The 25,202-nt window shown below is 50.4% G+C and carries 23 protein-coding genes; 12 read left to right on the top strand and 11 right to left on the bottom strand.

The genetic code is table 11. From position 1 onward, the window contains the following. Positions 1 to 26: 26 nt before the first annotated feature. The 3 genes from QP860_RS06440 to QP860_RS06430 form a co-directional block, all read right to left on the bottom strand. Complete coding sequence (locus QP860_RS06440) at positions 27 to 347, bottom strand: putative heavy metal-binding protein (RefSeq protein ID WP_067973897.1); 321 nt, start codon at positions 345 to 347, stop codon at positions 27 to 29. Positions 348 to 1,030: 683 nt separating this feature from the next. Continuing rightward, on the bottom strand, positions 1,031 to 2,101 hold the full coding sequence (locus QP860_RS06435) for an LLM class flavin-dependent oxidoreductase (protein ID WP_070618053.1): 1,071 nt from the start codon (positions 2,099 to 2,101) through the stop codon (positions 1,031 to 1,033). Between the two features lie 45 nt (positions 2,102 to 2,146). Further along, a complete protein-coding gene (locus tag QP860_RS06430) occupies positions 2,147 to 2,995 on the bottom strand; it encodes a putative RNA methyltransferase (RefSeq protein WP_070618050.1) in 849 nt (282 codons plus the stop codon). Positions 2,996 to 3,159: 164 nt separating this feature from the next. Between QP860_RS06430 and QP860_RS06425 the strand changes: the two genes are divergently transcribed. From QP860_RS06425 to QP860_RS06415, 3 genes are read left to right on the top strand one after another with little or no spacing between them, the layout of a single operon-like run. Then, positions 3,160 to 3,546, top strand: coding sequence for a DUF488 domain-containing protein (locus QP860_RS06425; protein ID WP_070618046.1), 387 nt, complete (start codon positions 3,160 to 3,162; stop codon positions 3,544 to 3,546). 3 nt (positions 3,547 to 3,549) lie between these two features. After that, on the top strand, positions 3,550 to 4,377 hold the full coding sequence (locus tag QP860_RS06420) for a hypothetical protein (protein WP_070618043.1): 828 nt from the start codon (positions 3,550 to 3,552) through the stop codon (positions 4,375 to 4,377). Between the two features lie 12 nt (positions 4,378 to 4,389). Continuing rightward, a complete protein-coding gene (locus QP860_RS06415) occupies positions 4,390 to 4,563 on the top strand; it encodes a hypothetical protein (protein ID WP_168162709.1) in 174 nt (57 codons plus the stop codon). A 694-nt stretch (positions 4,564 to 5,257) separates the two neighbouring features. On the opposite strand, the gene QP860_RS06410 is transcribed toward QP860_RS06415, so the two are convergent. Further along, the gene (locus QP860_RS06410) at positions 5,258 to 6,715 is read right to left on the bottom strand and encodes an NCS2 family permease (RefSeq protein ID WP_070617295.1); all 1,458 of its coding nucleotides are present in this window, start codon (positions 6,713 to 6,715) and stop codon (positions 5,258 to 5,260) included. A 142-nt stretch (positions 6,716 to 6,857) separates the two neighbouring features. Here QP860_RS06410 and QP860_RS06405 point away from each other — a divergent pair, with 142 nt between their 5' ends. The 7 genes from QP860_RS06405 (at position 6,858) to proS (ending at position 13,817) form a co-directional block, all read left to right on the top strand. Beyond that, the gene (locus QP860_RS06405) at positions 6,858 to 7,430 is read left to right on the top strand and encodes an SGNH/GDSL hydrolase family protein (protein ID WP_070617290.1); all 573 of its coding nucleotides are present in this window, start codon (positions 6,858 to 6,860) and stop codon (positions 7,428 to 7,430) included. Positions 7,431 to 7,506: 76 nt separating this feature from the next. Next, positions 7,507 to 8,814: an alpha-amylase family glycosyl hydrolase gene (locus tag QP860_RS06400; protein ID WP_070617292.1), complete on the top strand. Its 1,308-nt coding sequence runs from the start codon at positions 7,507 to 7,509 to the stop codon at positions 8,812 to 8,814. Positions 8,815 to 8,832: 18 nt separating this feature from the next. Further along, the gene (locus QP860_RS06395) at positions 8,833 to 9,630 is read left to right on the top strand and encodes a Cof-type HAD-IIB family hydrolase (protein WP_070617294.1); all 798 of its coding nucleotides are present in this window, start codon (positions 8,833 to 8,835) and stop codon (positions 9,628 to 9,630) included. A 673-nt stretch (positions 9,631 to 10,303) separates the two neighbouring features. Further along, positions 10,304 to 10,945: an NUDIX hydrolase gene (locus tag QP860_RS06390; RefSeq protein ID WP_070619326.1), complete on the top strand. Its 642-nt coding sequence runs from the start codon at positions 10,304 to 10,306 to the stop codon at positions 10,943 to 10,945. Between the two features lie 19 nt (positions 10,946 to 10,964). Next, positions 10,965 to 11,537, top strand: a complete 573-nt coding sequence (locus QP860_RS06385; RefSeq protein WP_070619333.1) for an ECF transporter S component — start codon at positions 10,965 to 10,967, stop codon at positions 11,535 to 11,537. Between the two features lie 29 nt (positions 11,538 to 11,566). After that, the gene (locus QP860_RS06380) at positions 11,567 to 12,097 is read left to right on the top strand and encodes an acyl-CoA thioesterase (protein WP_070619336.1); all 531 of its coding nucleotides are present in this window, start codon (positions 11,567 to 11,569) and stop codon (positions 12,095 to 12,097) included. A 268-nt stretch (positions 12,098 to 12,365) separates the two neighbouring features. Beyond that, positions 12,366 to 13,817, top strand: a complete 1,452-nt coding sequence (proS, locus tag QP860_RS06375) for a proline--tRNA ligase (protein WP_284912402.1) — start codon at positions 12,366 to 12,368, stop codon at positions 13,815 to 13,817. A gap of 711 nt (positions 13,818 to 14,528) precedes the next feature. Here the strand turns inward: proS and QP860_RS06370 are convergent. From QP860_RS06370 to QP860_RS06350, 5 genes are all read right to left on the bottom strand, one after another. Beyond that, positions 14,529 to 14,891 (bottom strand): PTS glucitol/sorbitol transporter subunit IIA, encoded by a 363-nt coding sequence (locus QP860_RS06370; RefSeq protein ID WP_070619342.1) that lies wholly within the window; start codon positions 14,889 to 14,891, stop codon positions 14,529 to 14,531. A 147-nt stretch (positions 14,892 to 15,038) separates the two neighbouring features. Continuing rightward, the gene (locus QP860_RS06365; RefSeq protein ID WP_070619345.1) at positions 15,039 to 16,343 is read right to left on the bottom strand and encodes a TRAP transporter large permease; all 1,305 of its coding nucleotides are present in this window, start codon (positions 16,341 to 16,343) and stop codon (positions 15,039 to 15,041) included. Then, positions 16,343 to 16,849 (bottom strand): TRAP transporter small permease, encoded by a 507-nt coding sequence (locus QP860_RS06360; RefSeq protein ID WP_070619347.1) that lies wholly within the window; start codon positions 16,847 to 16,849, stop codon positions 16,343 to 16,345. The genes QP860_RS06365 and QP860_RS06360 overlap by 1 nt, the downstream gene beginning before the upstream one ends. Further along, a complete protein-coding gene (locus tag QP860_RS06355; RefSeq protein WP_083294392.1) occupies positions 16,836 to 17,900 on the bottom strand; it encodes a TRAP transporter substrate-binding protein in 1,065 nt (354 codons plus the stop codon). The genes QP860_RS06360 and QP860_RS06355 overlap by 14 nt, the downstream gene beginning before the upstream one ends. Positions 17,901 to 18,660: 760 nt before the next feature. Next, entirely contained in the window at positions 18,661 to 19,662 is a 1,002-nt protein-coding gene (locus QP860_RS06350; protein ID WP_284912401.1) for an isocitrate/isopropylmalate dehydrogenase family protein, read from the bottom strand. Between the two features lie 383 nt (positions 19,663 to 20,045). Here QP860_RS06350 and QP860_RS06345 point away from each other — a divergent pair, with 383 nt between their 5' ends. Beyond that, complete coding sequence (locus QP860_RS06345) at positions 20,046 to 21,254, top strand: AI-2E family transporter (RefSeq protein ID WP_070817357.1); 1,209 nt, start codon at positions 20,046 to 20,048, stop codon at positions 21,252 to 21,254. A 153-nt stretch (positions 21,255 to 21,407) separates the two neighbouring features. On the opposite strand, the gene QP860_RS06340 is transcribed toward QP860_RS06345, so the two are convergent. Beyond that, positions 21,408 to 22,742 carry a C1 family peptidase gene (locus QP860_RS06340; RefSeq protein WP_070619353.1) on the bottom strand — a complete coding sequence of 445 codons (1,335 nt, stop codon included), beginning with the start codon at positions 22,740 to 22,742 and terminating at the stop codon, positions 21,408 to 21,410. A gap of 172 nt (positions 22,743 to 22,914) precedes the next feature. Here QP860_RS06340 and QP860_RS06335 point away from each other — a divergent pair, with 172 nt between their 5' ends. Next, on the top strand, positions 22,915 to 24,051 hold the full coding sequence (locus QP860_RS06335; RefSeq protein ID WP_070619357.1) for a DNA/RNA non-specific endonuclease: 1,137 nt from the start codon (positions 22,915 to 22,917) through the stop codon (positions 24,049 to 24,051). A gap of 738 nt (positions 24,052 to 24,789) precedes the next feature. Here QP860_RS06335 and QP860_RS06330 read toward each other — a convergent pair. Further along, positions 24,790 to 25,065, bottom strand: coding sequence for a hypothetical protein (locus QP860_RS06330; protein WP_070618395.1), 276 nt, complete (start codon positions 25,063 to 25,065; stop codon positions 24,790 to 24,792). Positions 25,066 to 25,202: the final 137 nt, after the last annotated feature.

Below are 25,202 nucleotides of genomic sequence, written 5' to 3'. Positions count from 1 at the left end.
GAACGACTTTTGTCACACTCTCTGGCCTAATCAATAGAAACAGCGGTCCCGCTACAGGTTACCATGAGCATGCCGTTATCTGCGCCAAGAACCTCATAGTCCATCTTAACGCCAACAACAGCATTGGCACCTAATTCCTCGGCCCGCCCCTTCATTTCGTTGAGGGCTTCTTCGCGGGCTTGATTGAGCTCCTCCTCGTAGCCTTGTGACCGACCGCCGAAGATATTGCGTAAGCCGGCACCGATATCTCTAAACATGTTAATCCCAGTAATCACTTCACCAAAGACAATGCCGTGGTAGGCTTGGATGTTTTTGCCTTCAATTTGGGCAGTGGTTGTGCTAATCATGAGGCCATCTCCTTTTCTATTTGTAAGTGCTTTCTATAGTTTAATCATAACAAAGAATGGCGATAGAAAAAATACTGAGCCTTAAAATATTTTGCCTTGTGGGACTGTTGCCGATTCTATTTGCATGCAAAGTACTTGAGCGCTAATAGAGCGCTCTTATTTGTACACAGGGCTTCCGGGTGTAAATAGAGACTTGTTATTTGTATATAGAGCAGGTGAGGGCAAATAGAATTCGGCTATCTGTATACAGAGCCATCGAGTGCCAAAGAATGCTGCTATTTGCATATAGAGCTGCTCAGTGCAAATTGGAAAACTGCAAGCGTCCTCACACCCTAGTCGGGTTCGGTCGCGCAGAAGTGGTTCCTCTTCACAAAGCGCCGCCGAAGACTTTCAGTCTTCTCTGTTGCTTTGCTCCAGAGGTCCACTTCTAACCGCGCTCCCTCGCACCCTGGTATAGTCGGGTTCGCAGTTGCAGACTTGAAGTGACTTCACCCAATCGGAACGATCGGCTAAAGCCGCTCTTTTCCGTTTGGGCTCCAGTCATTCCAGTCTGAGCGCAACTGCTCACACCCTGTAGTCGGGTTCGACTTGGCAAACTTGGAGTGATTTCACAAATAAGAAACGAGCGAATGCTTCGCTCTTTTTCTTATTTGTTCCAATCATCCAAGTTTAAGCGCTAAGTCTCACGCCCTGGTATACTGTTTGATTTTGGGGAGGATTTTTTCGCCGATGAGGGCAATGGTTTTTTTGATTTCGTCGAAGGGCATGCCGCCGTTGTCGATTTGGGCAATGTAGCGTTGGTTTTGGTAGGCTTCGTGTTGGGCTAGGATTTTATCGATGATGAAGTTGGGTTCGCCGACGTTGATGACGCTGCGTTGGTCTTGGCCTTGGGCGAAGAGGCGTTTGGAGATGCCGCGTCCGTTGGCTAGGCGCAGCCCCTGGTCGACGCAGGGGTAGTAGAGGCGGTAGGCTTCCTTCATATCTTCGCGGGGGAAGAAGAAGCCGCCGGTTGAGACGGGCAGGTTTTCTGCTCGGTAGCCCGCTTCCTTAGCTTGGCGGCGGTAGACGTCGATATGAATTTCATAGGAATCGATAGTGCCCGCCAGGTGAGCTAGTTGAAGGGGGACGCCGCGTTGTCCAGCGCGTTCAGCAGATCCTAAACTCCCACCGACAGCTTGCCAGATGGGAAGGCCCTGGTTAGGATTTTGGGGGCGAGGGATGATCTTTTGTTCCTTCAATTCAGGGCGGAAACGACCTTGCCAAGTGATGGGGTTATTTTCGTTGATTGCTAGTAGGAGGTCGAATTTTTCATCGAAGAGGTCCTCGTAATCGGCGAAATCGTAGCCAAAAAGGTCAAAAATTCCCAGGCGTGATGCCCGACCGCCAACGATTTCCATCCGACCATCGGAAATTAAGTCGATCGTCGCTGCTTCTTCAAAGACACGGACAGGATCTGCCGTTGATAAGATGCTGGCGGCTGATCCAAGTTTTATCTTTTGCGTTTTAGCCGCAATAGCGCTGAGAATAACGAAGTGGGCCTGGGAGATGAAATAATCCTGGTGGGACTCGCCCAACATAAAGCAGTCCAAACCAGCTTCTTCAGCTAGGACCGCCATCTCGATAATTTCTTTGATCCGTTCCTGGACGCTGGTCTGCTGGCCGGTGAAGGGGTTGGGCATATGTTCACCTAGGCTGTAGAGACCGAATTCCAGGCCTTGACTGGGGTCAAATGAAGGCAGGATACGATGTGACATCTGAGGGCTCCTTTCTGTTTTTATCTTAGGAAAAATCGGGACTAGCTAGGCTTTGTAGCCAATCAAAATCTCTAAATCAATAGTCATTTCTGTGAGCTCAAGGGCTGCCTGCCGCTCTTGGTCTGAGGCGTGCCACATGAGCGGGGTCATCTGGATGAGCTCAGCCATGAGATCAGGTGTCATGGCGACTTGGTCATGGTAGTGGAAGCTCTCCATCTCTGGGAAGCTGTCTTGGAAACGTTGGCGGCTCTGGCTGGGATCTTGGGCAACGTCTTCTTGGTCGAGAACCAAGCGGCGGAGTTCGATGAGATAGCTTGGCCCCGGGATGATCTTGATAAAGGGGGCGCCGGCCTTTAAGACCCGTTTTACTTCTTGGTAGTTAGAAGGGGAGAGGATGGTCAGGGCTAGGTCCAAAGTCTTGTCGGCGAGCGGAATCTGGGCCAGGTCAGCCACAGCCCAGAGTGCCTGGCTGGATTGCTTGGCTGCGCTTTGGATGCCAGCCTTGGCCAGGTCCAGACCCAGACCGTGGACTTCCTTGTCTCCGAACTGGGTCAAGAAGTCTAGCAGATGGCTGCCTTCGCCTGTTCCCAGGTCGGCTAGGAAGATAGGGCTTTGGGGCAGTTGGGCAGCGATACTTTGATAGGCCTGACTGAGGGCTTGCCCGTAGAGCTGGTTTTCGCCCATAACGACTTGGCGGGCTTGGAAGAGGTCAGCGGTATAGTGCTTCTCTTGGTGGTTGGGGGCTAGGTTGATATAGCCCTGCTTAGCGAGGTTGAACTGGTGGCGATTGGAACACTGGAGGTCTGGGTTCAGGGCTTCATGGCAGAGGGGACAAGTGAGTCGTCCCTGCCAGGCTTGGATTTTTGCTTGGGCGCGTTGCTTTTTACTTTGCATAATAGGGACCTTTCCTTTAACATTAAGCATGTGAGACTGTGACAAAAGTCGCTTAGGCCTGACTTTTGGAACAGCTTTTTGCAAAAAGTGTGTTATTTAAAAAGAGGTCAGATTTTCGTGCCAGCCTCTTTAGAACTATCTTATCATAAATAAGAAGGTGTCTCATGTTTAGAAGAAAACGAATCTATGAAGCTGTGGAAGAGTCGGATGGTTACCGGGTCTTGGTCGATCGGCTCTGGCCGCGTGGCGTTAAGAAAGAAGATGCCCAGCTAGATGCTTGGCCCAAGGAAATCGCCCCTTCCAAGGACCTGCGCCAGGCCTTCCACCGGGCTGACCTGGACTTTGAGGACTTTAGCCAGGCCTATGAAGAGGAGTTAGAGGGGAATGAAGAGATCCAGGAAACCTGCTCGGACCTGGCCCGCCGTGCGCGCGACCACCGGGTGACCCTCCTCTATGCTAGTAAGAATGAAGAGGAGAACCATGTCCTTGTCCTTGAAGCCTATCTCGCTTCGTTACTTAAGGGCATCCGGACAGACTTGGAGGGAGACTAAAGCATGAAACGAAATTATTATAGTTTAGGCATTGGGGGCTTGATGGCTCTGGTCGCCTTGCTACTGGAGCTACTCTTTCCGGATTCAGCTTTGGCCTTGATCTTTGGACGGCCGGCACCTTTTGCGACCGGTTGGCCCTATTGGCTTTACTTTGTCTTGATTATGGGACTGGCCTTCACCTTAATGACCAAGGCCTATGATTTAATCGACCTCCGCCTGCCAGGGAATGCCTTCTATAAAACGGTGGTCTATGTGGCTTGCGAGCTCTTGCTCTGGCTCTTGTATACAGCGGAGCCCCTGCCTCATTTGGATCTGGCCAGCCTGACTATTAATCTCTTGAAGGGCTTTATTATTTTCTTGGTCCAGTATCAGTTAATTCGTCGCTACTTGGCCACCGAGCGCTACCATTACCAGCGTAAGGCCTTCCTGTATTGGCGGGGGATCGCAGTCTTTACGGCGAGTTTTGCGGTCTTTCGAACCCTGGGTAATCTCGCCTTCGACCTCTACCAATTGCCCCGCAACCTGATGGCCTTCTCCATCCTATGGGCCTCTTTGATGGGTTTTGCGCTGGGGCTCGTCTTTTGTTTCCTACAGAGGTATCTCAGTAAGCAGGACAAGAAGGGCAAGACCTTCCAGTTTAGCTTTAACTTCTTTAGTCCCCTAGTGATTAGCTACCATCTCTTCTTGGTCTTGAGTTATGACCTGGATGCGGTGGGGATTTTGATCCGGATTGGCCTGGATATCCTTGCGGTACTTGTTGCCAGTTGGATTGTTAGCCAGTGGCAGATCGACGAATTTATTGACTATGACCAAGCCGACAGTCAGACTTAAGGAGGGACCAAGATGATTAATATCAAACGTATGGGCATACTGGCTCTGGCCCTGATCCTGGCGGGCATCCTCTATGTCCTCTGCCAGAAGCTGGGCCTGCCAGACTTCCTTACACGCGTCCTAGCTGCCCTGACCTGCCTAGGCCTCTACCTTTTCCTAGCTGACCGTTTGCTCGAGCAAAAATAAAACAAAGCGCCTTCCTCGATTGGCTTCAACCGATCGAGGAGGCGCTTATTTGTTTGGGTACTTTATTAGCTAGGATGGGGTGGTTTAACTGCCAAGTCTCTCACCCTTATTAGTCGGGTTCGACTTGGCAAACTTGGAGTGATTTCACAAGTAAGGAACGAGCGAATGCTTCGCTCTTATTCTGACTTGCTCTAATCATCCAAGTCAAACCGCCAAGTCTCACACCCTGTGTAGTCGGGTTCGGTCTGGCAGCTTTCGTGTCACTTCACAAGTCTCCGCCGCAGTCCTTTAGACTGCTCTGGTGACTTGCTCCAGTGAACGAAAGCTAATCGCCAGCCCTCACACCCTTTATAGTCGGGTTCGGTCGCGCAGAACTGGCTCCTCTTCACAAAATCCCTGCGAAGTCTTTTGCTCCAGAGGTCCACTTCTACCCGCGCTCCCTCACACCCTTTACTAGTTGGGTTCGCAGTTGCAGACTTGAAGTGACTTCACCCAATCGGAACGATCGGCTGAAGCCGCTCTTTTCCGTTTGGGCTCCAGTCATTCAAGTCTGGGCGCAACTGCTCACACCCTGTGTAGTCGGGTTCGAGGATGCAGAAAGGGCTCCTCTTCGCAAAAGGGAACGACCGGCTACAGCCGTTCTTATCCCTTTTACTCCAGAGGTCCCTTTCTCCCGCATCCTCTTACACCCTTATTATAAATAAGCCATGATGATATAGTTAAGGATAAAGAGGAGGCTGGCGCCCCAGATGACGGGGTGGACTTCTTTAGCGCGTTTGGTTACGGTCATGGTCAGGCAGTAGAAGATAAAGCCGGCTGCAATCCCGTTTGAGATGGAATAGGAGTAGCCCATGAAGATGGAGGCGAAGAAGGCTGGGACGGCGATGGAGAAGTCGCCCCACTCGACTTCACGGAAGGATGACATCATGAGGACGCCGACCAGGATCAGGGCAGGGGCCGTAGCGGAAGCTGGCACTAGGCCGATAAAGGGGGCGATGAAGATGCAGAGGAAGAAGCAGATACCGGTGGCTAGGCTGGTTAAGCCGGTCCGCCCACCTGCTGCGATGCCGACCGAACTTTCTGCGAAGACGGTGGTGTTAGAGGTCCCGAAGATGGCTCCCATGGAAGTCCCTACTACGTCACCGAAGAGGGCCTTGTCCAATTTTGTATTGGACCGGGTGTCCAGGTTATCGATATCTTCTTTGGAGAAGATGCCTGTAGCCCGCCCGGTGCCGATAAAGGTCCCAATGGTATCGAAAATATCGGATAGGCTGAAGGCGAAGATGGTCACTAGGACCAAGGGCAGGCGGCTGGGGTCAGAGAAGAGGGAGAGGAGCCCTTCTGAACCAAAAGCAGCTCCAAAAGTGATGCCGAGTTCCTTAAAAGAGTTGGCCAAACCCGCTTGGGCAAAGTCTACCTGCTGGAGGAGCGAAGGGTCAATAATCAGTTGGAGGGCAGTGGTCGCCACAATCCCGATTAGGATAGCCCCTTGGATATTCTTAGCCATCAAGATAACGGTCAGTACCAGGCCGAAGAGAGCTAGGAGGGTTGAGGGCTCGGTAAAAGTTGCAATTTGTGGTAAGGTTGACCCATTGCTTGAGACCGCTTGGACCCCAGCCTCATAGACTTGCTGGCCAGCATCATAAGGAGCGCCGTTAATCTGCGTGATGGCAGCCGCATCGGCTTGGAAGTGGATCAGGTTGGCTGACTTCACTCCGATATAAGCGATGAAGACCCCAATCCCTCCAGAAATGGCATGTTGGATAGATTCCGGGATGGCGCTAATAATCACCCGACGGATATTGGTCACGGTGATGGCAATATTAACCAAGCCACAGATGAAGACCATAGCTAGAGCTTCCTGCCAGGTGAAGCCCAGGCCCATGACCACGGTGAAGGTGAAGAAGGCATTCAGTCCCATACCGGGGGCTAGGGCGTAGGGCACATTGGCGTAGAGGCCGATGAAGAGGGTAGCGATACCGGAAGCAAAAAGGGTTGCCAGAAAAACCCCTTGGTAGGGCATCCCCGTTTGTGACAGGATAGCCGGGTTCACGAAAATAATATAGCTCATGGCGAAGAAGGTGGAAATACCTGCCATGATCTCGGTTGACAAGTTCGTGTGGTTGGCTTCTAGTTGAAAGAATTCTGCAATTTTATTAGTCACAATGATTCTCCTTATTACGAATTTACTAATGAACGTCCTTAATTATAGCGGACAAAGGAGAAAAAATAAAGGTAATTACGAATATTTAAATTTATAAAACTTATTAATGTTCGTTATTAGGAGGGTTACAATGAAAGAAATCTTATCTTTGGGGGATAGTTTGGTCGCTTGTGGCCGCAATCCCGATGATTTGACTAGCCTGGGCCACGGTTTTGTAGGTGCACTGGCTAAAGACCAGGCAAGTTATCGTTTTTTAAATGGTGGCTACAATGGGGCTCGTTTGGTTGATGTGAACTTTTATCTGTTGGAGACACTGGCAGGCTGCCAGAATTTGGCGGGAGTCATTCTTTGGCTTGGGATCAATGACCTGGGGCGCCAGCTGGGGACTTCGGACGGCGAATGGAACAATTTTGTATTATCTTGGCAGGACCAGTATGGCCGCCTGGTCACTTTATTACGGGCACAGCTTGGTTGGGATCTTCCTATCTTGCTTTTAGCCCCTGTCGCTGTTCGAACTAAGCCGCGCCTGCTCGATTTGGTCCAGGCTGTTCGAGAGCTGGCCTCCTCCAGGCACTTGACCTTTGTAGATCTCAATCGATGGTTGACACCGGAAGATTTTATGCCGGATGGGATCCACCTCAAGGGGCGGGGCCAGGAGAAGGTCGCGGCGCACTTAAGGGACTGGGTCTCGCACTTAACTTAAGGCAAAAATATGCTAAAATATAAAATAGAATGAATACGAGCTGTTTAAGCGGCTGCTACTGAGATAGGAGGACGGTATGGCGAAGGTAACGAACTTGACGTTGAGACACCAACTCATTTACCAAGTCTATTTAAGGAATTACAGCCCAGAAGCTAGCTTTAAAGCTTTAGAAGCTGATTTGGACCGTTTGAAGGACTTAGGCGTCGATTTAATTTTACTGTCGAGCATTTTTCCAAGCCAGCAAGAAACGGAAGGAGAGGGAGATAGCCTCTTCGTCCAAAGTTTTGATGAAATCGGGACAGAGTATGGCAGCATGGCCGACTTTGAGGATTTGGTCCAAGCTGTCCGACACAAGGGTATGAAACTGCTTTTGACCATGGAGATTGTGGCTCTGGCTATGGATGCTCCCTTGGTTCAAGAACGCCCTGACTTTTTCTTGCAGGGACTGGATGGGAACCTGTACAGCCGGCTTCCAGAAGCAGCCCCTGTTTATGACTTGAACTTCTCCAATCCTAAGATGTGGGATGCTTTGATTGAGCGAATGAAGTATTGGGCCCATTATGTGGATGGTTTCTATATTCCTCATGCCCAATTGATTCGCTCCGAATTCTTCTCTTCAGCTCGGGCAGAAGTAGGGGATGTCCACCCTTATTTCTACTGGTTAGGCGGCCAGATGTCGGTCTCGGAACTCCTTGACCTGCGCCTGCAGAATATCGACTTTGAAACAGAAGGAGAGATGTACAGCAACTTCGATGTCCTAGACATCCGCCCTCATGCTGGCCTTCTGGAACGTTACTATGACGGCTTGATGGACTTAGCCAATGTTGCCTTCCTGTTGAATATGCGCACTCTAGTTACTGCGTCAACCAGTGTCTTAAACCGAGGACTTGAATTAGAGGCGGGCCAACGTATCGCAGCCAAAGTGAAGAATTATTGCGAGTTAAGGAACTGGACAGCCTTTTCCTTCTTCCGTAAGGGCATCGCCCAGCTGATGATGGGTCAAGAGTACGGGACCAAAGAGCGGATCCCGATCCACGAAAAGAAAGCTATTACTTGGGATAAGCCCTATGATCTGACAGCGATGATCCGCCAGCTCATGCAATTGAAGAAGCGGGAAGTCTTCAAGTCGGGCTACTGTTTCCACCAGGCAGCGAGTGATGACTGGCTCTTGGTGAGCTATCACTTTTATAACCAGCACGTTTTTGGCCTCTTTAAGTTGAGAGGGGATACGAACGATGAGATTGAAGTTGAACTAGGGATTCCTGAAGGTAAATATGCTAATCTCTTAGGGGAGGGGCACTATGAAGCCAAAGAAGGACGAATTCATGTGACAGAAGGACCAATTATTATCTCCTATGATGGGGATATTCGAGTACCGCGCTAATAGAGAAGGAGATGCTTAATGTATAAACTTGCTGCTTTTGATATCGATGGCACCCTGGTAAATGATGAGAAAAAAGTTACCGAATCAACTCTCAGAGGCTTAGCCCACCTCCAAGACCAGGGCGTTCATGTAGCGATTTCTACCGGCCGTCCCCTCAAAGGTGTCCACAAGGTCCTTGACCAGATCGACCAGGACTTGGTAGACTATGCTTCCTGCTTTAATGGCAGTGTGATCTACAACCTTAAAGAAAACCGCATTATTTTTGAAAGCTATTTAGAAGTTAGTCAAGTCCATGAAATTACCCGCTTTGCCTTGGACCACGGGATGGATGTCCACGGTCACAGCGACAGTCAGGTCTTGGTACACCGCGACCCTGTTGATCAATATGTGGGTGTTGAATCGGGTATCCTCGATATGCCGATCGCTCAGATAGACTTCCTAGCCGATGATGTCCACTTCCCTAAGTTGATGATTACCGGAGCAGCCGAACGCGTTCTTGAAATCGAAGGCGCAATTCCGAGCGACTGGTACCAACGCTACAACATCGTCAAGAGCGAACCCTATTATCTCGAATTCAACCCTAAAGAATCTAGCAAGGGCCTAGCTCTCAAACACCTCTGCGAGGTCTTAGACGTCGACCAGGCCCAAAGCATGGCCTTCGGAGACCAAGAAAATGACCTCTCCATGATCGAATGGGCAGGCTGCGGCATCGCCATGGGCAACGCCATCCCCGCCCTCAAAGACATCGCCGACTATGTCACCCACGACAACAACACCGACGGCATCGAACACGCCGCCAAAACATTGGTGAAATAAAGGGTGTGAGCAAGAGCGCTTAGCTTTGGATGCTTGGAGTAAGTTGGGATAAGTGCAAGTCCGCTTGCACGTTTCCAACTTGCGAAAGCACGCCAAAGCTGCTCTTGCGAACCCGACTACAAAGGGTGTGAGAGGATGCGGGAGAAAGGGACCTCTGGAGTAAAAGGCCAGAGAAGGCTGAAAGCCTTCGATGGACTTTTATGAAGAGGAGCCCTTTCTGCATCCTCGAACCCGACTATAAAGGGTGTGAGCAAAGGCAGTTAGAAAGGAATGACTGGAGGCAAAAGGGATAAGAACGGCTTTAGCCGGTCGTTCCCTTTTGCTGAAGTCACTTCCTTTCTGCCTTTGCGAACCCGACTAAAAGGGGGTGAGGGCGCGCGGGCTAGCGGTCAGCTCATTCATGCCCATTGCCAGTCTTTAATCCACAATTGAAGTTTTTGAGTGTGGGTTGGTCAGTTTCAACCCACAAACGAGGCCTAGGAGTGTGTGTTGGCGCGTTCCAATCCACAAATGAGACCTTTGAGTGTGTGTTTACCCATTCTAACCCAGAAACGAGGTCCAGGAGTGTGGCTTAGCAGCCTTCTATACCCAAACAAGCCCTTTTATTGTGTATTGCCGGCCCCTACCCCCTAACCCTCAGTCCGAGAATCAGAAACAAAGGAGGAAGTTTAGCTTGCTCGAGAAAATTTATCATATTTTTCAGTCTTATGAAGCCCAACCTCTGGGGATTGACAAGTATTACGCAGTCTTAATTCCCTTAGTTGTCATTGACGAAGAGCTCTATATTCTTTATGAGAGTCGGGCGGCCGGTATTTCCCAAGGAGGGGATACGTCTTTTCCTGGTGGCCGGGTCGAGGAGGGTGAGAGCTTTAAGGAGGCCGCGGTTCGTGAAACAGTGGAAGAATTAGGCTTAACTCCCGATAAAATTGCGCTTTTGGGTGAGATGGATTATGTTGTGGAGCGCGACCGAGTGATTGCTTGCTTCGTGGCCCAATTGAACATTGATAGCTTGGAAGACTTAGCGGTCAACCCGGATGAAGTGGCCTATCCTTTCTTGGTGCCCTTCATGAAGCTCTTCCGCCAAGAAACCAAGGCCTACACCTTTAGCCATGAGCTCCAGATCGACGCGGACTTTCCCTATGAGAAGATTCCTGGGGGCAAGGCCTACCCCTTCCGTAACCGTCAAGTAACGGACCAGGTGCCCTTCTATGATGTGGATGATGAAGTCCTCTGGGGCTTAACTGCCCGGCTCACCGAACGCTTGATGGATATTGTCCGAACGGGCGAGGCCGATATTTTTTCTGGAAAGCTTTGATTAGACTGAGGAGACACTAATGCACGAAAAAAAAGTCTACCGCCTAGCTATTGTCAGCCTCCTAACGGCTGTCTTGTTGCTGCAAACCTTTATCCCTTGGCTGGGCTATATTCCTTTAGGCCCTATTAGTATTACCATTGTTCAAATTACCGTCATGCTGGGAGCCAGCCTCTTCGATAAGCAGGTGGGAACCATGCTGGGGGGGATTTGGGGTGTCCTGGCTTGGTTGCGCCATCTGCTTCAACCGACCGTGGTTTCGCCGGTCTTTATTAACCCCCTAGTTTCGGTCCTGCCCCGGCTTTTGACCGGTTTTTTGACGGCGGTTTTAGCCAGCTACTTGAGGAAAAAGTTCTCTGGACGCTGGGTTTATGCCTTGATCGGGGCACTGGGGTCGCTTTGTAATACCCTGCTCGTGATGGGGGCTATCTACCTCTTTGCCCGGGCGGCTTATGCTCAAGCCTTGGGAGTGAGTGAAGCAGCCATTCTTCCCATTATCTTAGGGGTGGTCCTGACGAACGGTCTGGCTGAGATGCTGGCCTCTGCCCTGGTCTTGCCCCTGCTCGCCCAAGCCCTTCAAAAAGTACTCAAATAAAATTTTACTCAGAAAAGGAAGCGATTGTAATGAAACACTGCAAGGAAACGCGTGTTGTTCAAACCCACCGAATTATGCCCCAAGAAACCAACAGCTTCGGCAATATGTTTGGGGGCCAGCTCTTGTCCCTCGTTGACAATAGTGCCTCCGTCTCGGCGTCGAGGATGTCGCGGACAGTTGTGATGACGGCAGCTATGGATAAGATGAACTTTCTTGCGCCCCTCCCCGAAAATGATTCCGTCTGCGTAGAGAGCTTTGTCTCCGGAGTGGGCAAGAAGAGCTGCGAGGTGTTTGTCAAAGTCCTCGGGGAACACTTAGCTACGGGTGAACGTTATATTGCGGCGACTTCTTTTATGACCTTTGTCGCGATTACGGATGATCCGGACTTCCATATGCCTGAGATCGTGGCAGATAGTGAAGAAGAAGAGATGATCTGCTCAGGTTATGACCAGCGCCGGCAGGAACGTCTCAACCAACGCCAGGCCGACCAAGCCCTCCACGAGAAGTTGACCAAGCAAGTCTTCTGGTTGGATGAAGACTACTACAAGTCCGGAAATTAGAGTTGACTTTCTCTCGAAATTCGGTCACAATAGAAGCAAGCTGCAGACCAGTAGTGTTGCTATGGGTGAAGAGAGTGTTTGGTGCTGGGAAAACACCCCCGCTGGCAAGATGAACCTCCTGCATATTACTGGCTTGGAAACAAGCTACGGGGCGCCCCGTTACGGCGCAATGAGTGAAGTGATAAACTTAACGAAGGTGGTACCGCGGATTTTCCGTCCTTTTAGGATGTGAGGATCTGCGTTTTTTTATGGAGAAAAGGAGAGACAAATGAGTCAAGAAGAAACAAACTTACAACAAACGGATTTTTCCAAGTGGTACTTGCAAAGTATCCAGAAGGCAGACCTATTTGCTTACGGGCCTGCCCGGGGGACCATGATTTTCAAGCCCAATGGGTATTTCTTATGGAAACAAATTAAAAAAGCCCTGAATGACCAATATGAAGCGAGTGGGGTAGAAGAGGTTTACTTCCCTATGCTGATCCCCCAAAGCTTCTTTGAGAAGGAAGCCGACCACGTGGAAGGCTTCGCCCCTGAACTGCCTTGGGTGACTAAGGCGGGTGACGAAGAACTAGAAGAACCCCTCGCCCTTCGCCCAACCTCAGAGACCCTCTTTGGCAATGCCATGAGCGACTGGATTAATTCTTACCGCGACCTACCGATGGAACTTAACCAGTGGGCCAATGTCTTCCGCTGGGAGAAACGGACCTTCCCCTTCCTGAGAACTTCTGAATTTCTCTGGCAAGAAGGCCACTGTGCTTATGCGACAGCTGAAGAAGCCCATGAGCGGGTCCTCCACTTCTTGAAAATCTACCAAGATGTTGTGGAGAACCTTCTGGCTATGCCGGTTTATACAGGGGAGAAGACGCCTTCTGAACGTTTTGCTGGCGGGGATAATACCTATTCTCTTGAAGCCATGATGAAAGATACTAAGGCTGTTCAAGCTGCAACTTCCCACTTTTTAGGCACCAACTTTGCTGAAGCTTTCGACATCAAGTTCTTAAATGAGGATAACGAACACGTTCACGCTTATACCTCCTCTTGGGGCGCTTCGACTCGCTTGATTGGGGCCATGATTATGACCCACGGCGACGAGAAAGGGGTTGTCTTCCCACCTAAGATGGCTCCTGTCCAAGTGGCCCTCCTGCCAGTCGGCAATCTGAAGAAGAATCCTCAAGTTCTTGAGAAATTGCGTGAAATCGAGTCAGAACTGAAGGCAGCGGGCTTCCGTGTGAGCTTAGATGATTCCAATAACTCACCTGGTTACAAGTACAATGAAGTGGAAGTGAAGGGGGTTCCTCTCCGTCTCGACTTCGGCCCACGTGATATGGAAAACAACAGCTGCATGATCAAGATGCGCGACCAAGATGACAAGGAAGCTGTGGCTTTAGACGACCTTGTCGCAACGGTCCAAGACAAGCTAGACGCTATGCAGACGCGCCTTTACGAAAAAGCTGACCAATTCCGCAAGGCTAACGAGCACTATGATATCGACACCATGGAAGACCTCCAAGCCCACCTCGATAAGTGCCATGAAGAAGGCCAATACCCAGGCTGGGTGCTAGCTGGTTGGGACGGTACGGAAGAATCCGAAGCTGCGGTTAAGGAAGCTACAGGTTTTACCACCCGGAACATTCCTTTCCATGCTCCTGTTGAAAAAACAGTTGATATCTACTCAGGCAAGCCTGCCAAGTATACAGTTTGGTATGCTCGTGCTTATTAATTAGAATCTAGAAAAGCCGAAAGCCAACAAAACACTCCTAATGGGGTTGTTTTGTTGGCTTTTTCTGGTTGTTAGCGGGGAGTTGATTGTGAACTTTTAAATAAGGTGTCCGTTTGAGAGTAGGAAGTTGGCAAGTTGCGAATGGGACCTCCGTTTGCGAGTAGGATCGCTCCAACTTGCAAACGAGGCTTCGATTAGCAAATAGAGTCGTGTCAACTCGCAAACGGAGCTCTGATTAGCAAGTAGACTCACACCAACTCGCGAATGGCCCCTTGCTTAGCAAGTTGACCTCCCGCTAGGCAAGCTGCTTGGCCTCACCATAAGGAAAACAAGCTAGCGAGGCCCTTGCTAGCTTGTTAACTCTTATATTGTATTTTTTATACATTGATTGTGCTATGTTTCCCTTGGCGTTGGCTTGGCAACCCGCATTCGGACCTTCTGATTGTGGCTTGAGCGCCATCCTCCGAATCCTGTAGTCGGGTTCGACTTGGCAGACTCGGAGTGATTTCACAAGTAAGGAACGAGCGAATGCTTCGCTCTTATCCTTACTTGCTCCAATCATCCGAGTCTAAACGCCAAGTCTCACACCCTTATAGTCGGGTTCGCAAGAGCAGAAAGGGAGTGACTTCAGCCAATCGGAACGATCGGCTGAGGCCGCTCTTTTCCGTTTGGCCTCCAGTCATTCCTTTCTGGACGCCTTTGCTCACACCCTTATTTTATTTCGATCCAGGTGTTTTGTTTGATTTCGGGGAAGGGCTTGTCTTCGAGGTAGATGGTGCCGGGGATTTCGGCTTCTGTTGCACCGTTGGCTTTGAAGGTGACGTGGTTGATGGTGCGGAGGTTTTTCTCAGCGATGTCACCGACTGCGGTAATTTCGAAGCACTGGCCGGAGATGCAGAGACATTGGCCGGCTTCGATGTGGCCTGGGAAGTCGATGTCTGTGATGAGGACACTGTAGTTTTTGACTTCGGACATGACATCAGCGTTGGAGAATACGAGGAGGAGTTTTTCTCCGAGGAAGCGGTCGACAGCTTGGCCGACATTGGCGATTTTGGCTTTGAATTGTGTTGGCATATTGGGTCTCTCCTTTTTATTTAAGCCTGAGCTAAAAAATCTTTTCTCTTCAAGTATAACTTAGTATTATAGCAATGACAACGCATACATTAGAAAAAACATTTAAAAAAACGAAGCCTGCAATGCGAGACTTCGTTTGTCTTAAACTTATAGGAGTCCAGCCAATTCGGGTAACCAGAGCGAGATGGCTGGGATGTAGGTGACGAGGAGTAAACCAGTGAGGATTGCTCCATAGTAGCTCAGCATGTAAGGCATAACATCTGCCAGGGTCGACTTGCCGACGCGGATGGCGACGAAGAGGGTGTTGCCAACGGGTGGGGTGATGTTCCCGATACAGAGGTTATAGACCATAATAATCCCAAAATGAACAGGGGACATGCCAAAGGAAGTGGCAATGGGTAAGAAGATGGGCGTGAAGATCAGGATAGCTGGGGTCACGTCCATAAAGGTCCCTGAGATCAAGAGGATAATATTAATGATCAACATGATAGCAAGGGAGTTCTCAGTGATGCTGAGGAGGGCCCCAGCGATGGCTTGGGGAATCCCGGTGAAAGCCATGACCCAGCTGAGAATGTTCGATACCCCGATGAGGAAGACTACCATCCCGCTGGTTTCAGCACTATCGACTAAGATCTTGTAGAGGTCTTTCAAGCCGATGGACCGGTAAACCACCACGGAAATAAAGAGGGCATAGATGACGGCAATGGCAGAGCCTTCTGTGGCAGTGAAGACGCCAGCGATGATCCCGCCAATCACCACGATAATGAGGGAGAGGGGGAGGAGGGCATCTAAGGTTGCCTTGCCGAGACGCTTCCAGTCAAAGGGGCGTTGGTCGCCCAGATAGCCTTTTTTGCGGGCCATAATGAAGGCGACGACCATACAGGCTAGGGTCCAAATCAAACCAGGTAGGTAGCCGGCCATGAAGAGGGCAGCCACCGAAGTTCCTCCAGAGACGAGGGAGTAGGTGATGAGAGCATTGGATGGAGGAATTAGGAGCCCACTAGGAGCTGAGGCCCCGTTGGTAGCGGCGGCTAGGTTCATGTCGTAGCCTTGCTCGCGTTCGCCATCCTGAACCATGCCCCCAACTGCTGCCGCGGCTGCTGCGGCTGAACCTGAGATGGCGCCGAAGAGGGCATTGGCCCCCACGTTGGTGAGCAGGAGCGAGCCAGGGATCTTACCTACGATGGCTTCCACGAAGTTCACCAGGCGCTTGGCGATCCCGCCTTGGTTCATGATGTTTCCTGCCAGAACGAAGAAGGGGATCGCGACTAGGGTAAAGGTTGAAGTTCCTGAGAAGATCCGCTGGGCCGCCGTAATGACAGTAGTTTCTAGGGACATGGTAGGTAGGATCGCGCCAATCGCTGAAATCCCAATCGCAATGGCAATCGGAATTCCCAAGACCAAGAGGATGGCCAAGAGGGCGATCATAATAATTAAAGATTGAATAGCCATTAGATGTCTTCCTCCTTCTTAGCAGAATCAAAAGCAGCGAGGGGTTTTTGGTAGATGTCATAAATGTTAAGCACACTGTAGAGGGCAATGAAGAGACCACTCAAAGGGATCACTGCATAGAAGTAACCCATCGGCAGCGGCAGGGAGGATGACATCTGCCCCATCGTAAGGGAAGTGATTTCAATTCCGCCATAGATTAAGACCACAACAGCAAAGACAAAAATCAAGGCTTCGCTGAAGAGGTTGAGGGCTTTTTGTGTCTTGGCTGAGAAACGTTCTAGGATAACAGGGATATTCATATGTTCCCGCTTGCCGAAGACATAGGCAGCCCCGAACATGGTCACCCATGCGAACATATAAGAAGCCAGCTCTTCCGACCAGGTCGATGGGGCATGGAGGAGGTAGCGGGTGAAGACTTGCCAGACGGTTAAGAGTGTCATCAAGCCTAAAGTTAGGGCGTTGAAGACACGCATGATCTGATCTAGAATATGTCTAATTTTTTGCATCTGCCTGCGCCTCCTTGTCTTCAGCCTTGACGGTCTTAGCCTTTTCTTCGATTTGTTTGTAGATTTTTTCTAAGGAAGGATTGGCCTCAAGGACTTCTTTGTGAAGAGGCATGACCGCTTCACGGAAAGGTGCTGTATCGGGATAGTTGAACTTAACGCCCATGTCCTTTTCAGCTTTTTCCTTGGCTTCTTCTACTTTTTCTTGCCAAGCCTGGTGTTGGGTATCCTGCATGATCTGGAAGCCATGGTCGAAGATTTTTTTGTCTTCAGCTGGTAAGTCGTCGAGGAAGCGGCTGTTAACGATCACTTCGTCCGGAATCATTTGGTGGAGGGTATAGGAATAATTCTTCACAATATCTCCGTGGCCGTTCTCGGTTAGCGCGAGCTCATTGTTCTCCGCTCCATCGATAACGCCCGATTGGATGGCGGTGTAAACATCTCCGAAGCCCATTGGTGTAGCAGAGCCACCGAGGAGTTCCATCATGCGGACATTGGTAGGGGATTGTTGGACCCGGATCTTGAGCCCTGAGAGGTCAGATGGTTTCTCAATCGGTCCCTTGGTCACATAGAAGTTCCGGGTACCAGCATCTAGCCAGGCCTTGGTGATAAAGCCTGATTCTTCTGTCCCGTTGAAGATGGGCCCGACAATTTCAGGGTCATTCATCACGGCATGGTAAATCTCTGGGGTTTCGAAGAGATAGGGCAGGTTGAAGATCTGGAACTGTTGGTTGAAAGTTTCCAGGATCGAGTTGGATGCCACTGTTATCTCAATCGCCCCGGTTTGGGTGAGCTGGACCATATTGGTTTGGGTTCCTAAGAGCTCACTGGGGTAGATCTGAACATCATACTTGTCGCCCAATTCCTGCTCGATATATTTCTCGAAAGCTTCCATCCCGATATGGGTGGGGTGGTTGGATGATTGGTTATGGGCGATGCGGATAATCCGCTGTTTTTGTTCAGCCTGCACTTGTTCAGGCAAAACAAGCATGACAAGGACGCTTAAAATACTCACAATAATAGCAAATTGACTCAGTAAACGCCGCTTTCTCATGTCTAATCACACTCCTTCATAATAAATAGAGCCACCTAGCCAGAAGCTGGTGACGCTTACAAACTATTATACAATAAATCTTTGAAGAGGTGTTAATCGTTTTCATTAATTATTTCTAAGATTATGAGAGTTGGGGGTGATATAAATCATCAGAGTGCTTGGCTGAAGTGGACGGGATTATTGGCTCCTGCTCAAAGTGAGCTGCTAATAGAAAGCTTCTTTAATGACTAGTCACTAGCACGAAAGGATAGAGAAGTAAAAAAACTAAGAGGCTAGAACAAAAGATCCAGCCTCTCTATAGCATGCACGTAAAAAATTATTTCTTTCTCCCGCATCATCTAGTTGGGTTCGGTCGCGCAGAAGTGGCTCCTCTTCTACCGCTCTTCCTCACACCCTTAGTCGAGTTCGGTCTATCAATCCACACTCGCAAGCCCTGATTGAATGTTGAACAGAGTGAATCCACACTTGAGGATGTTGTTTGTGTGTCGGTCGCCGTCAACCCACACTCGGAGCATTTGATTGAGTGTCGAGCAGAGTGAATCCACACTTGAGGGCATTGTTTGGGTGTTGGTCATTGCCAATCCACACTCGCAAGTTCTGATTGTATGTTAGCTAGTAGTTGTAACCGAGTCGCCAGCCCTCACACCCTTAGTCGGGTTCGCAAGAGCAGCTTTGGAGTGCTTTCGCAAGTCGGAAACGTGCAAGCCTAGCTTGCCCTTATTCCGACTTACTCCAAGCATCCAAAGCTAAACGCTCTTCCTCACACCCTTAGATCTTGGCGGAGGGCTTGGCAGAAGTCGGCGGTGCTGGCTGGGCCGCCGAGGTCTGCGGTTAGGTTCTCTTTGTGGCTGAGGACTCGGTCTAGGCTCTGGCGGATTCTTTGGGCGCAGTCGTCTTGGCCGATGTGGTCGAGGAGGAGGCAGGCGCTCAAAATCATGGCGGTGGGATTGGCCTTGCCTTGGCCCGCAATGTCAGGGGCAGAGCCGTGGACAGCTTCGAAGATGGCTAAGTTGTCACCGATATTGGCACCGGGAACCAGACCCAAGCCACCGATCAAGCCTGCCATGAGGTCGGAGAGGATATCGCCGTAGAGGTTTTCCGTGACGATGACATCGAATTGCTTGGGATTGATGACCAATTGCATGGCCATGTTATCGACCAAGACTTCCTTGAGTGGGATATCGGGATAGTCTTTAGCGACTTGGCGTGCGGTATCCAGGAAGAGGCCATCGCTGAGCTTCATGATATTGGCCTTGGTGATGATGGTAACGTGCTGGCGCTGGTGTTTCTGGGCATAGTCGAAGGCCTGGCGGGTAATGCGTTCGGAAGCTTGGCGGCTGATGATCTTGATGCTGTGCATGACGTCATCAGAAACCTTCTCTTCGACACCAGCATAGAGGTCCTCTGTATTCTCCCGGAAGAGGACCAGGTCCAGATCATCGAAGAGAGAGGGGACTTGGCCGAGCGAGCGGACCGGACGGAGGTTGGCGTAGAGGTCATACTTCTTGCGCAAGGCCACGTTGGCACTGCGGAAGCCAGTTCCAATAGGCGTTGTCATGGGGCCTTTGAGGGCTAGGCCATTGGCTTCAATGCTTTGGAAGACCGCTTCAGGGATAAGCTCGCCCGTCGTCTCATAGACGGCTTGACCAGCTTGGCGGATTTCCCATTCGATATCGGCACCGGCTGCTTCTAGGACTTGGACGGTGGCATCGGCAATCTCAGGGCCGATGCCATCGCCAGGAATCAATGTGACACGTATCATTTAGAATCGCTCCTTTATTTATTTTTATCTATATTATGACAGAAGCAGGAAGTGATTGCGAGCGCTTTCTTGACTTGCTAGGCGCTTGGGGAGGTGATAAAATGAAAGCAATGCAATTGTTTATACAGGGTGTGAGACTTGGCGCTTAGAAAGGGTTGGCTGGAAGAAAAGCGGATAAGAACGGCTTTAGCCGGTCGTTACGCTTTTCTGAAGTCACACCCTTTCTGCCAAGTCGAACCCAACTACACAGGGTGTGAGACTTGGCGTTTAGACTTGAATGATTGGAGGCTCATCGAAAAAGGCTGACGGTAGTCAGTCGTTTCGGTGAGCTGAAATCACTTCAAGTCTGCTCTTGCGAACCCGACTAATTTGGAGGATATGAAATGAAAATCAAAGCAATCGAGCGGATGGTTCTCAAATTTTTACTCTTGACGGCCTTGCTCGTTTTAATTATTGTCAACTGGCAGAGTACCCTATCGATCTTTGCCACCTTGCGTGGCGTGGCCTACCCCTTGATCTTGGGCTGTGCTATTGCTTATGTGGTTAACATCCTAATGAATAAGTATGAGAAGTGGCTCTTCCCCAATACGGAGAAAGCCTGGTTGGATGGTTTGCGCCGGGGACTGGCCATGGTCTTAGCCTTCTTAACGATTATCTTAGTAGTGATCTCTGTATTGATGTTGGTTGTGCCTCAGGCGGTGAATGCGGTAACGACTTTTATCTATGCCGTACCAGCCTTGATTCGCGACATCGAACGGTTTTTCTTTGACCTGGCAGACCGCTTCCCCCAAGTCCTTACCATGATCAACCGGATTGATTTCGATATTCAAAACATTACCCAACGCTTAGGCCAGGCAGCGACCAGCTTTGCCCAATCGACCCTCCAGTCCTTGCTCTCCATGGCGGCGACTTCTGCTTCAGCCGTGATGAACTGGGTCCTAGGTTTGATGTTCTCGGTCTACTTGCTCTCATCCAAGGAGAAGTTGGGTAAGCAATTCCGCCACCTGGTGACCAATTACTGTACTCCCCGCCACAGTAACTTTATTCTGAATGTGGTTGGCTTGGCCCACCACAGTTTCTCTAACTTTATTGCAGGGGAAACCGTTGAAGCAGCGATCCTGGGTTCCCTGGTGGCAGCCGGGATGTGGGTCCTTCAATTGCCCTATGCCGGAATGATTGGGGCCCTAACCGCGGTTCTGGCCTTCATCCCTATTCTGGGGGCCTATGTGTCTGCCGGGATCGGTGCCTTGCTCCTCCTGACCAATTCCTTCTCCCAGATGGTCATCTTCTTGATCTTCATCGTGGTGATCCAACAATTGGAGGGAAACCTGATCTATCCCTTCGTCGTGGGGAACTCCATCGGCTTACCTGGCCTCTGGGTTCTCGTTGCTGTGACCATCGGTGGGGGCGTAGCCGGCGTCCTTGGCATGATCCTGGGCGTTCCACTGGCTTCCATGTTCTACCTCATGGTCCAAAAAGACATGCGCTACCGCGACCGCTTGCAAGGACCGGGATCCAGCCAAGACAAGGCTAAGATCCCCTTCCTCGAATCCCTCTACCAGTCTGATTACCTGGACCAGCTAGAGGACTAGATCGTATCTAGCTAGGAGCGAATATTACTCACCAACACGATTTGTTAAAAAATCAAATAAGCCTCCCCTCGGACCAATTCGGCTCGAGGGGAGGCTTTTAAAGCGATTATCTTTTGTGGCGACTAGCACCCAAAAAATAGAAAGCAATAGTTTCTATTGGTGCTTAGCCAGTGAGCCCATTGGATCCCATGGGGCGAGGTGGATCGGCTCTTGGTCATACTTACCTTGCCAGTCGCTTGGCAGGTAGCGGCTAGGGAGGGTGATTTGATAGTTGTATTCATCGAACCACTTGTCGGACATGCTGAAGATGCCGTCGTCGCCGACTTTCTTGCCCCAGCTATTTTCAACCTTCCAGTTGAGGGCTTGGCCGTCTGCATCTAGGTCCACGCCAACCAATACCATGGCATGGGTGAGAACGCTGACCCCGTAGTCGAGGCGGGCTTCTTTGCTGAGATTTAGGCTGTCACCGAGAGTGGCTTCATAGTCGAAGAGCTCGGTGTCCATGATTCCCCACTTGCTGTAGCTGGACTTGCCCACATCGCAACCAAACCAGACAGGGACTCCATCCTTGATGGCTGCAATGGCTGCTTCCTTGAGCACATCGATCGGCGCATTGAGGTATTTGATCGGTTTTTCTTCGGCGATGGTGCCTAGATAGTCGACGGTGAAGGTCTTGCCATAGGGTTTGTCTTGGGTTGGGGCATTGATGAGGCTGACCATGTCTTCGGTCTCGATGCCGCCATATTGTTGGAAGAAATCTTGTGGTGTGAGCCCTTGGAGCTTGTGGTAGTTGCCGTCCTTGTCGCGGTAGCTGTAGTCGAAGACTTCAGGCACGGGACCCAATGCCTTGACCAGCAATTGGTAGACGAAGTAGAGTTGTTCGTCCCGCTTCTTGGCTAGGTCGTCTTGGCTTTGGCCAGCTTGAGCAGCTTGGCGGAGCTCATAGGCGAATTCCCGGAGCTTATTGTTAAGTGTTTCGTTAAGGAGGCGTGTGTTAGAAGAATGGAAGCTTTCCGGCATGATTTCTTTAGGAACGCTCCCATATTTATTGAGGATACCGGCGAACATTTCCCATTGGCCGCCGTCTTCTTGGGGAGCTTGGAGGAGGTGCCAGATCAGTCGGTCATTGAGCTCGCGGTCGGCAGTTTCAATGATGCTGTTGAGGAAGTAATTGGCTTTCTCCAGCTTGTCCCAGAAGAGGGTATAGTTTTGTGAGAATTCGAAGCTTTCTAGGTTGAGTTTCTCCATCACATGGACCCGGGCCGTGTTGAGGGCAGAGAACATCCAGCAGCGGCCGCTCGATTTTTGGTCAGTGATTTTTCCCCGTTTGGTTTCTTCGGAGAAGGCGAAGGGATGATGGCGGCGGATATCCGCATTCAGGCTGGCTTCTTGGATGCCGACCTGGTGAATGGCATGCTGGCTGGCCCGGTTAGTCGGGTCTTTTTCATATTTTTCTTTAAAAACTTGTCTCAATTCTTGGTTAATCATTCGAATCGCTCCTTTATTAAGCTAGATTACAAATCTTATTCTAACAAAGACAGGTCCAGTTGACAATTAGGCTGACCTAAAACAAGTGAAAGCTTAATAAAAAAGCGAATGCAAGTTCGCTTCTTTTTTGCTAGAATAGAGGCAGACTTTTTTTTCGGATGGGGGTAGCGGAATGCAAGTTATTTTTTCTTTGATATTATTACTGAGCTTAGGCTTCATGTTCTACTACTGGCAGCGGAGCCTGACCAAGCGGCGGATTACGGCCTTCACAGCGCTCAATGGGGTTTTGGGCCTAATCGCGACCAATGACCTCAAAGCGGCCCTAGCGACTTTTGCAGTGCTGAGCGCAATCTTCTCGGCCTTGAATATTAGGCGAAACAAGCGCTGGCGGAATTTGGCGGTTATCCTGGCGGTGGTGTCGACAGTAATCCTCTTGGTGGTGTCGGCTAGTCCAGCGCCCCAGAACTTGCCCAGCGATTCGCCCCAAAGTTCCTCTTCTCAAGCCCAGCGCTCGGACCAGGCAGAGCGCACTAACCAGACGTCTTCCGCCTCCCGGTCGGGGGATGACCGGCTCCGCTATCCCGAACTGCCTGCCCAAACAGGGGAAGAAAGTGGTAACCTGCCTGGCAAGGATCGGACAGCACCACCAGCGCCTAATGATCCGGAGCCGGAAGCAGGGGGCGTGGTGCCCCAGGTCCCGGCAGACCAGGCCTATGTGGCTATCAACAGCAATATCCCCCACTTCAGCAACGCAGATATCTCCTCCACCCAGGCCTATGAGGACTACGGGCAATTGGATACTTACGGTCGCGTAACGGCGGCCAATGCCGTCCTTGGTCAAGAACTCATGCCAGACGAGGACCGGGGCGATATTTCTTCCATCCGGCCCACGGGTTGGAAGCAGGCCAAGTATCCTACTGTGGACGGAGGTTGGCTCTACAACCGCAGCCACCTAATTGGCTACCAATTGACGGGGGAGAATGCCAATATCCGCAACCTCATGACGGGGACCCGCTACTTCAATGTGGAAGGCATGCTCCCCTTCGAGAACTATGTGGCCAATTATATTGAAGAAACAGGCAACCATGTCCGCTACCGGGTGACCCCGGTCTTTGAAGGTGAGAACATGCTAGCGTCGGGGGTCTATATGGAAGCTTTCTCCATTGAAGATAATGGAGCGGGGATTAAATTCAATGTCTTCGTGCCCAACCGGCAGCCCCAAGTTGCTATTGACTACCGGACAGGGGCAAGCCGTGGTCAGGAAGGGCCTTTAGAGAGGGATGACTTGCCCTCGCTCCCTCGAGAATAGAAGAATCATTATCTATTCAAAAAATCCAGCTGCAAGCGGACCGGCAGCTGGATTTTTGTGGTTAAAGTTTAAATGCTTAGAGATTAAAACGGTTAATAAGATGATTAGCAGGGTTTGGTGATGAGAAGAAGTGGCTTTCACACTCTAGTTGGGTTCGAGGATGCAGAAAGGGCTCCTCTTCGCAAAAGTCTGTCGAAGCTCTCTGAGCTTCTCTAGTCTTTTACTCCAGAGGTCCCTTTCTACCGCATCCTCTCACACCCTTGTAGTTGGGTTCAGGCTAGCAGAAATAGGTCTTCTTCACCAAAATCCGTCGAAGGCCTTCAGCCTTCTCTGGCTTTTGGCTCCAGAGGTCTATTCCTCCCGCTAGCCTTCACACCCTTGTATAGTCGGGTTCAGGCTAGCAGAAATAGCTCCTCTTCACCAAAATCCGTCGAAGGCCTTCAGCCTTCTCTGGCTTTTGGCTCCAGAGGTCTATTTCTCCCGCTAGCCTTCACACCCTTGTATAGTCGGGTTCAGGCTAGCAGAAATAGCTCCTCTTCACCAAAATCCGTCGAAGGCCTTCAGCCTTCTCTGGCTTTTGGCTCCAGAGGTCTATTTCTCCCGCTAGCCTTTACACCCTTGTATAGTCGGGTTCAGGCTAGCAGAAATAGCTCCTCTTCACCAAAATCCGTCGAAGGCTTCCAGCCTTCTCTGGCTTTTGGCTCCAGAGGTCTATTTCTCCCGCTAGCCTTTACACCCTTAATTGTTTATCGTTGGCTTCTGGCTATCGATAGGGACTTCTTGGCTGGTCTCTTCTTGATTGGTTCTTTCTGTTTGACTAGAAGATGTTTCAGGGTTTGCTTCGGGGCTTGAAGCCCCATCGGCATTGTCTTCGACGATGGGTTGGGTTTGGCCTGATTTGACTTCTTGGCTCTCTTGGCTAGCTGCTGGCTCTTCTTCGCGGCTCACCTTATTGCAAGCGACCAGGCTGAGAAGGGAGAGGAGGCAGAGCCCTAATTTCAATTGATTCTTCATATCTTTAACTCCTAATTTTTCTTTGTTTGATGGGTTCAAGCTTAGTCTATCACAGTTTTTTTCTGAAGGGGAGGGGTGAGAGGGGATGTTTTTAATTTTCAAGCTTTCGATTTGTAAATCTTAGGTGAAGGCTTGCC

The sequence above is a fragment of the Aerococcus sp. UMB1112A genome (assembly GCF_030230715.1).
Lineage (GTDB): Bacteria > Bacillota > Bacilli > Lactobacillales > Aerococcaceae > Aerococcus.
The sequence above is the reverse complement of the archived record's forward strand: the minus strand, read 5'-3'. Positions and strand labels throughout refer to the sequence as shown.

What these genes read in the sequence shown, in the direction of transcription:
- QP860_RS06360 (WP_070619347.1), bottom strand. Translation starts at nt 16,849, where the DNA reads ATGCAAAAAATTAGACATATTCTAGATCAGATCATGCGTGTCTTCAAC.
- QP860_RS06350 (WP_284912401.1), bottom strand. Translation starts at nt 19,662, where the DNA reads ATGATACGTGTCACATTGATTCCTGGCGATGGCATCGGCCCTGAGATT.
- QP860_RS06440 (WP_067973897.1), bottom strand. Translation starts at nt 347, where the DNA reads ATGATTAGCACAACCACTGCCCAAATTGAAGGCAAAAACATCCAAGCC.
- QP860_RS06425 (WP_070618046.1), top strand. Translation starts at nt 3,160, where the DNA reads ATGTTTAGAAGAAAACGAATCTATGAAGCTGTGGAAGAGTCGGATGGT.
- QP860_RS06345 (WP_070817357.1), top strand. Translation starts at nt 20,046, where the DNA reads ATGAAAATCAAAGCAATCGAGCGGATGGTTCTCAAATTTTTACTCTTG.
- QP860_RS06430 (WP_070618050.1), bottom strand. Translation starts at nt 2,995, where the DNA reads ATGCAAAGTAAAAAGCAACGCGCCCAAGCAAAAATCCAAGCCTGGCAG.
- proS (WP_284912402.1), top strand. Translation starts at nt 12,366, where the DNA reads ATGAGTCAAGAAGAAACAAACTTACAACAAACGGATTTTTCCAAGTGG.
- QP860_RS06435 (WP_070618053.1), bottom strand. Translation starts at nt 2,101, where the DNA reads ATGTCACATCGTATCCTGCCTTCATTTGACCCCAGTCAAGGCCTGGAA.
- QP860_RS06405 (WP_070617290.1), top strand. Translation starts at nt 6,858, where the DNA reads ATGAAAGAAATCTTATCTTTGGGGGATAGTTTGGTCGCTTGTGGCCGC.
- QP860_RS06355 (WP_083294392.1), bottom strand. Translation starts at nt 17,900, where the DNA reads ATGAGAAAGCGGCGTTTACTGAGTCAATTTGCTATTATTGTGAGTATT.
- QP860_RS06340 (WP_070619353.1), bottom strand. Translation starts at nt 22,742, where the DNA reads ATGATTAACCAAGAATTGAGACAAGTTTTTAAAGAAAAATATGAAAAA.
- QP860_RS06365 (WP_070619345.1), bottom strand. Translation starts at nt 16,343, where the DNA reads ATGGCTATTCAATCTTTAATTATTATGATCGCCCTCTTGGCCATCCTC.
- QP860_RS06370 (WP_070619342.1), bottom strand. Translation starts at nt 14,891, where the DNA reads ATGCCAACACAATTCAAAGCCAAAATCGCCAATGTCGGCCAAGCTGTC.
- QP860_RS06335 (WP_070619357.1), top strand. Translation starts at nt 22,915, where the DNA reads ATGCAAGTTATTTTTTCTTTGATATTATTACTGAGCTTAGGCTTCATG.
- QP860_RS06380 (WP_070619336.1), top strand. Translation starts at nt 11,567, where the DNA reads ATGAAACACTGCAAGGAAACGCGTGTTGTTCAAACCCACCGAATTATG.
- QP860_RS06420 (WP_070618043.1), top strand. Translation starts at nt 3,550, where the DNA reads ATGAAACGAAATTATTATAGTTTAGGCATTGGGGGCTTGATGGCTCTG.
- QP860_RS06395 (WP_070617294.1), top strand. Translation starts at nt 8,833, where the DNA reads ATGTATAAACTTGCTGCTTTTGATATCGATGGCACCCTGGTAAATGAT.
- QP860_RS06385 (WP_070619333.1), top strand. Translation starts at nt 10,965, where the DNA reads ATGCACGAAAAAAAAGTCTACCGCCTAGCTATTGTCAGCCTCCTAACG.
- QP860_RS06330 (WP_070618395.1), bottom strand. Translation starts at nt 25,065, where the DNA reads ATGAAGAATCAATTGAAATTAGGGCTCTGCCTCCTCTCCCTTCTCAGC.
- QP860_RS06415 (WP_168162709.1), top strand. Translation starts at nt 4,390, where the DNA reads ATGATTAATATCAAACGTATGGGCATACTGGCTCTGGCCCTGATCCTG.
- QP860_RS06400 (WP_070617292.1), top strand. Translation starts at nt 7,507, where the DNA reads ATGGCGAAGGTAACGAACTTGACGTTGAGACACCAACTCATTTACCAA.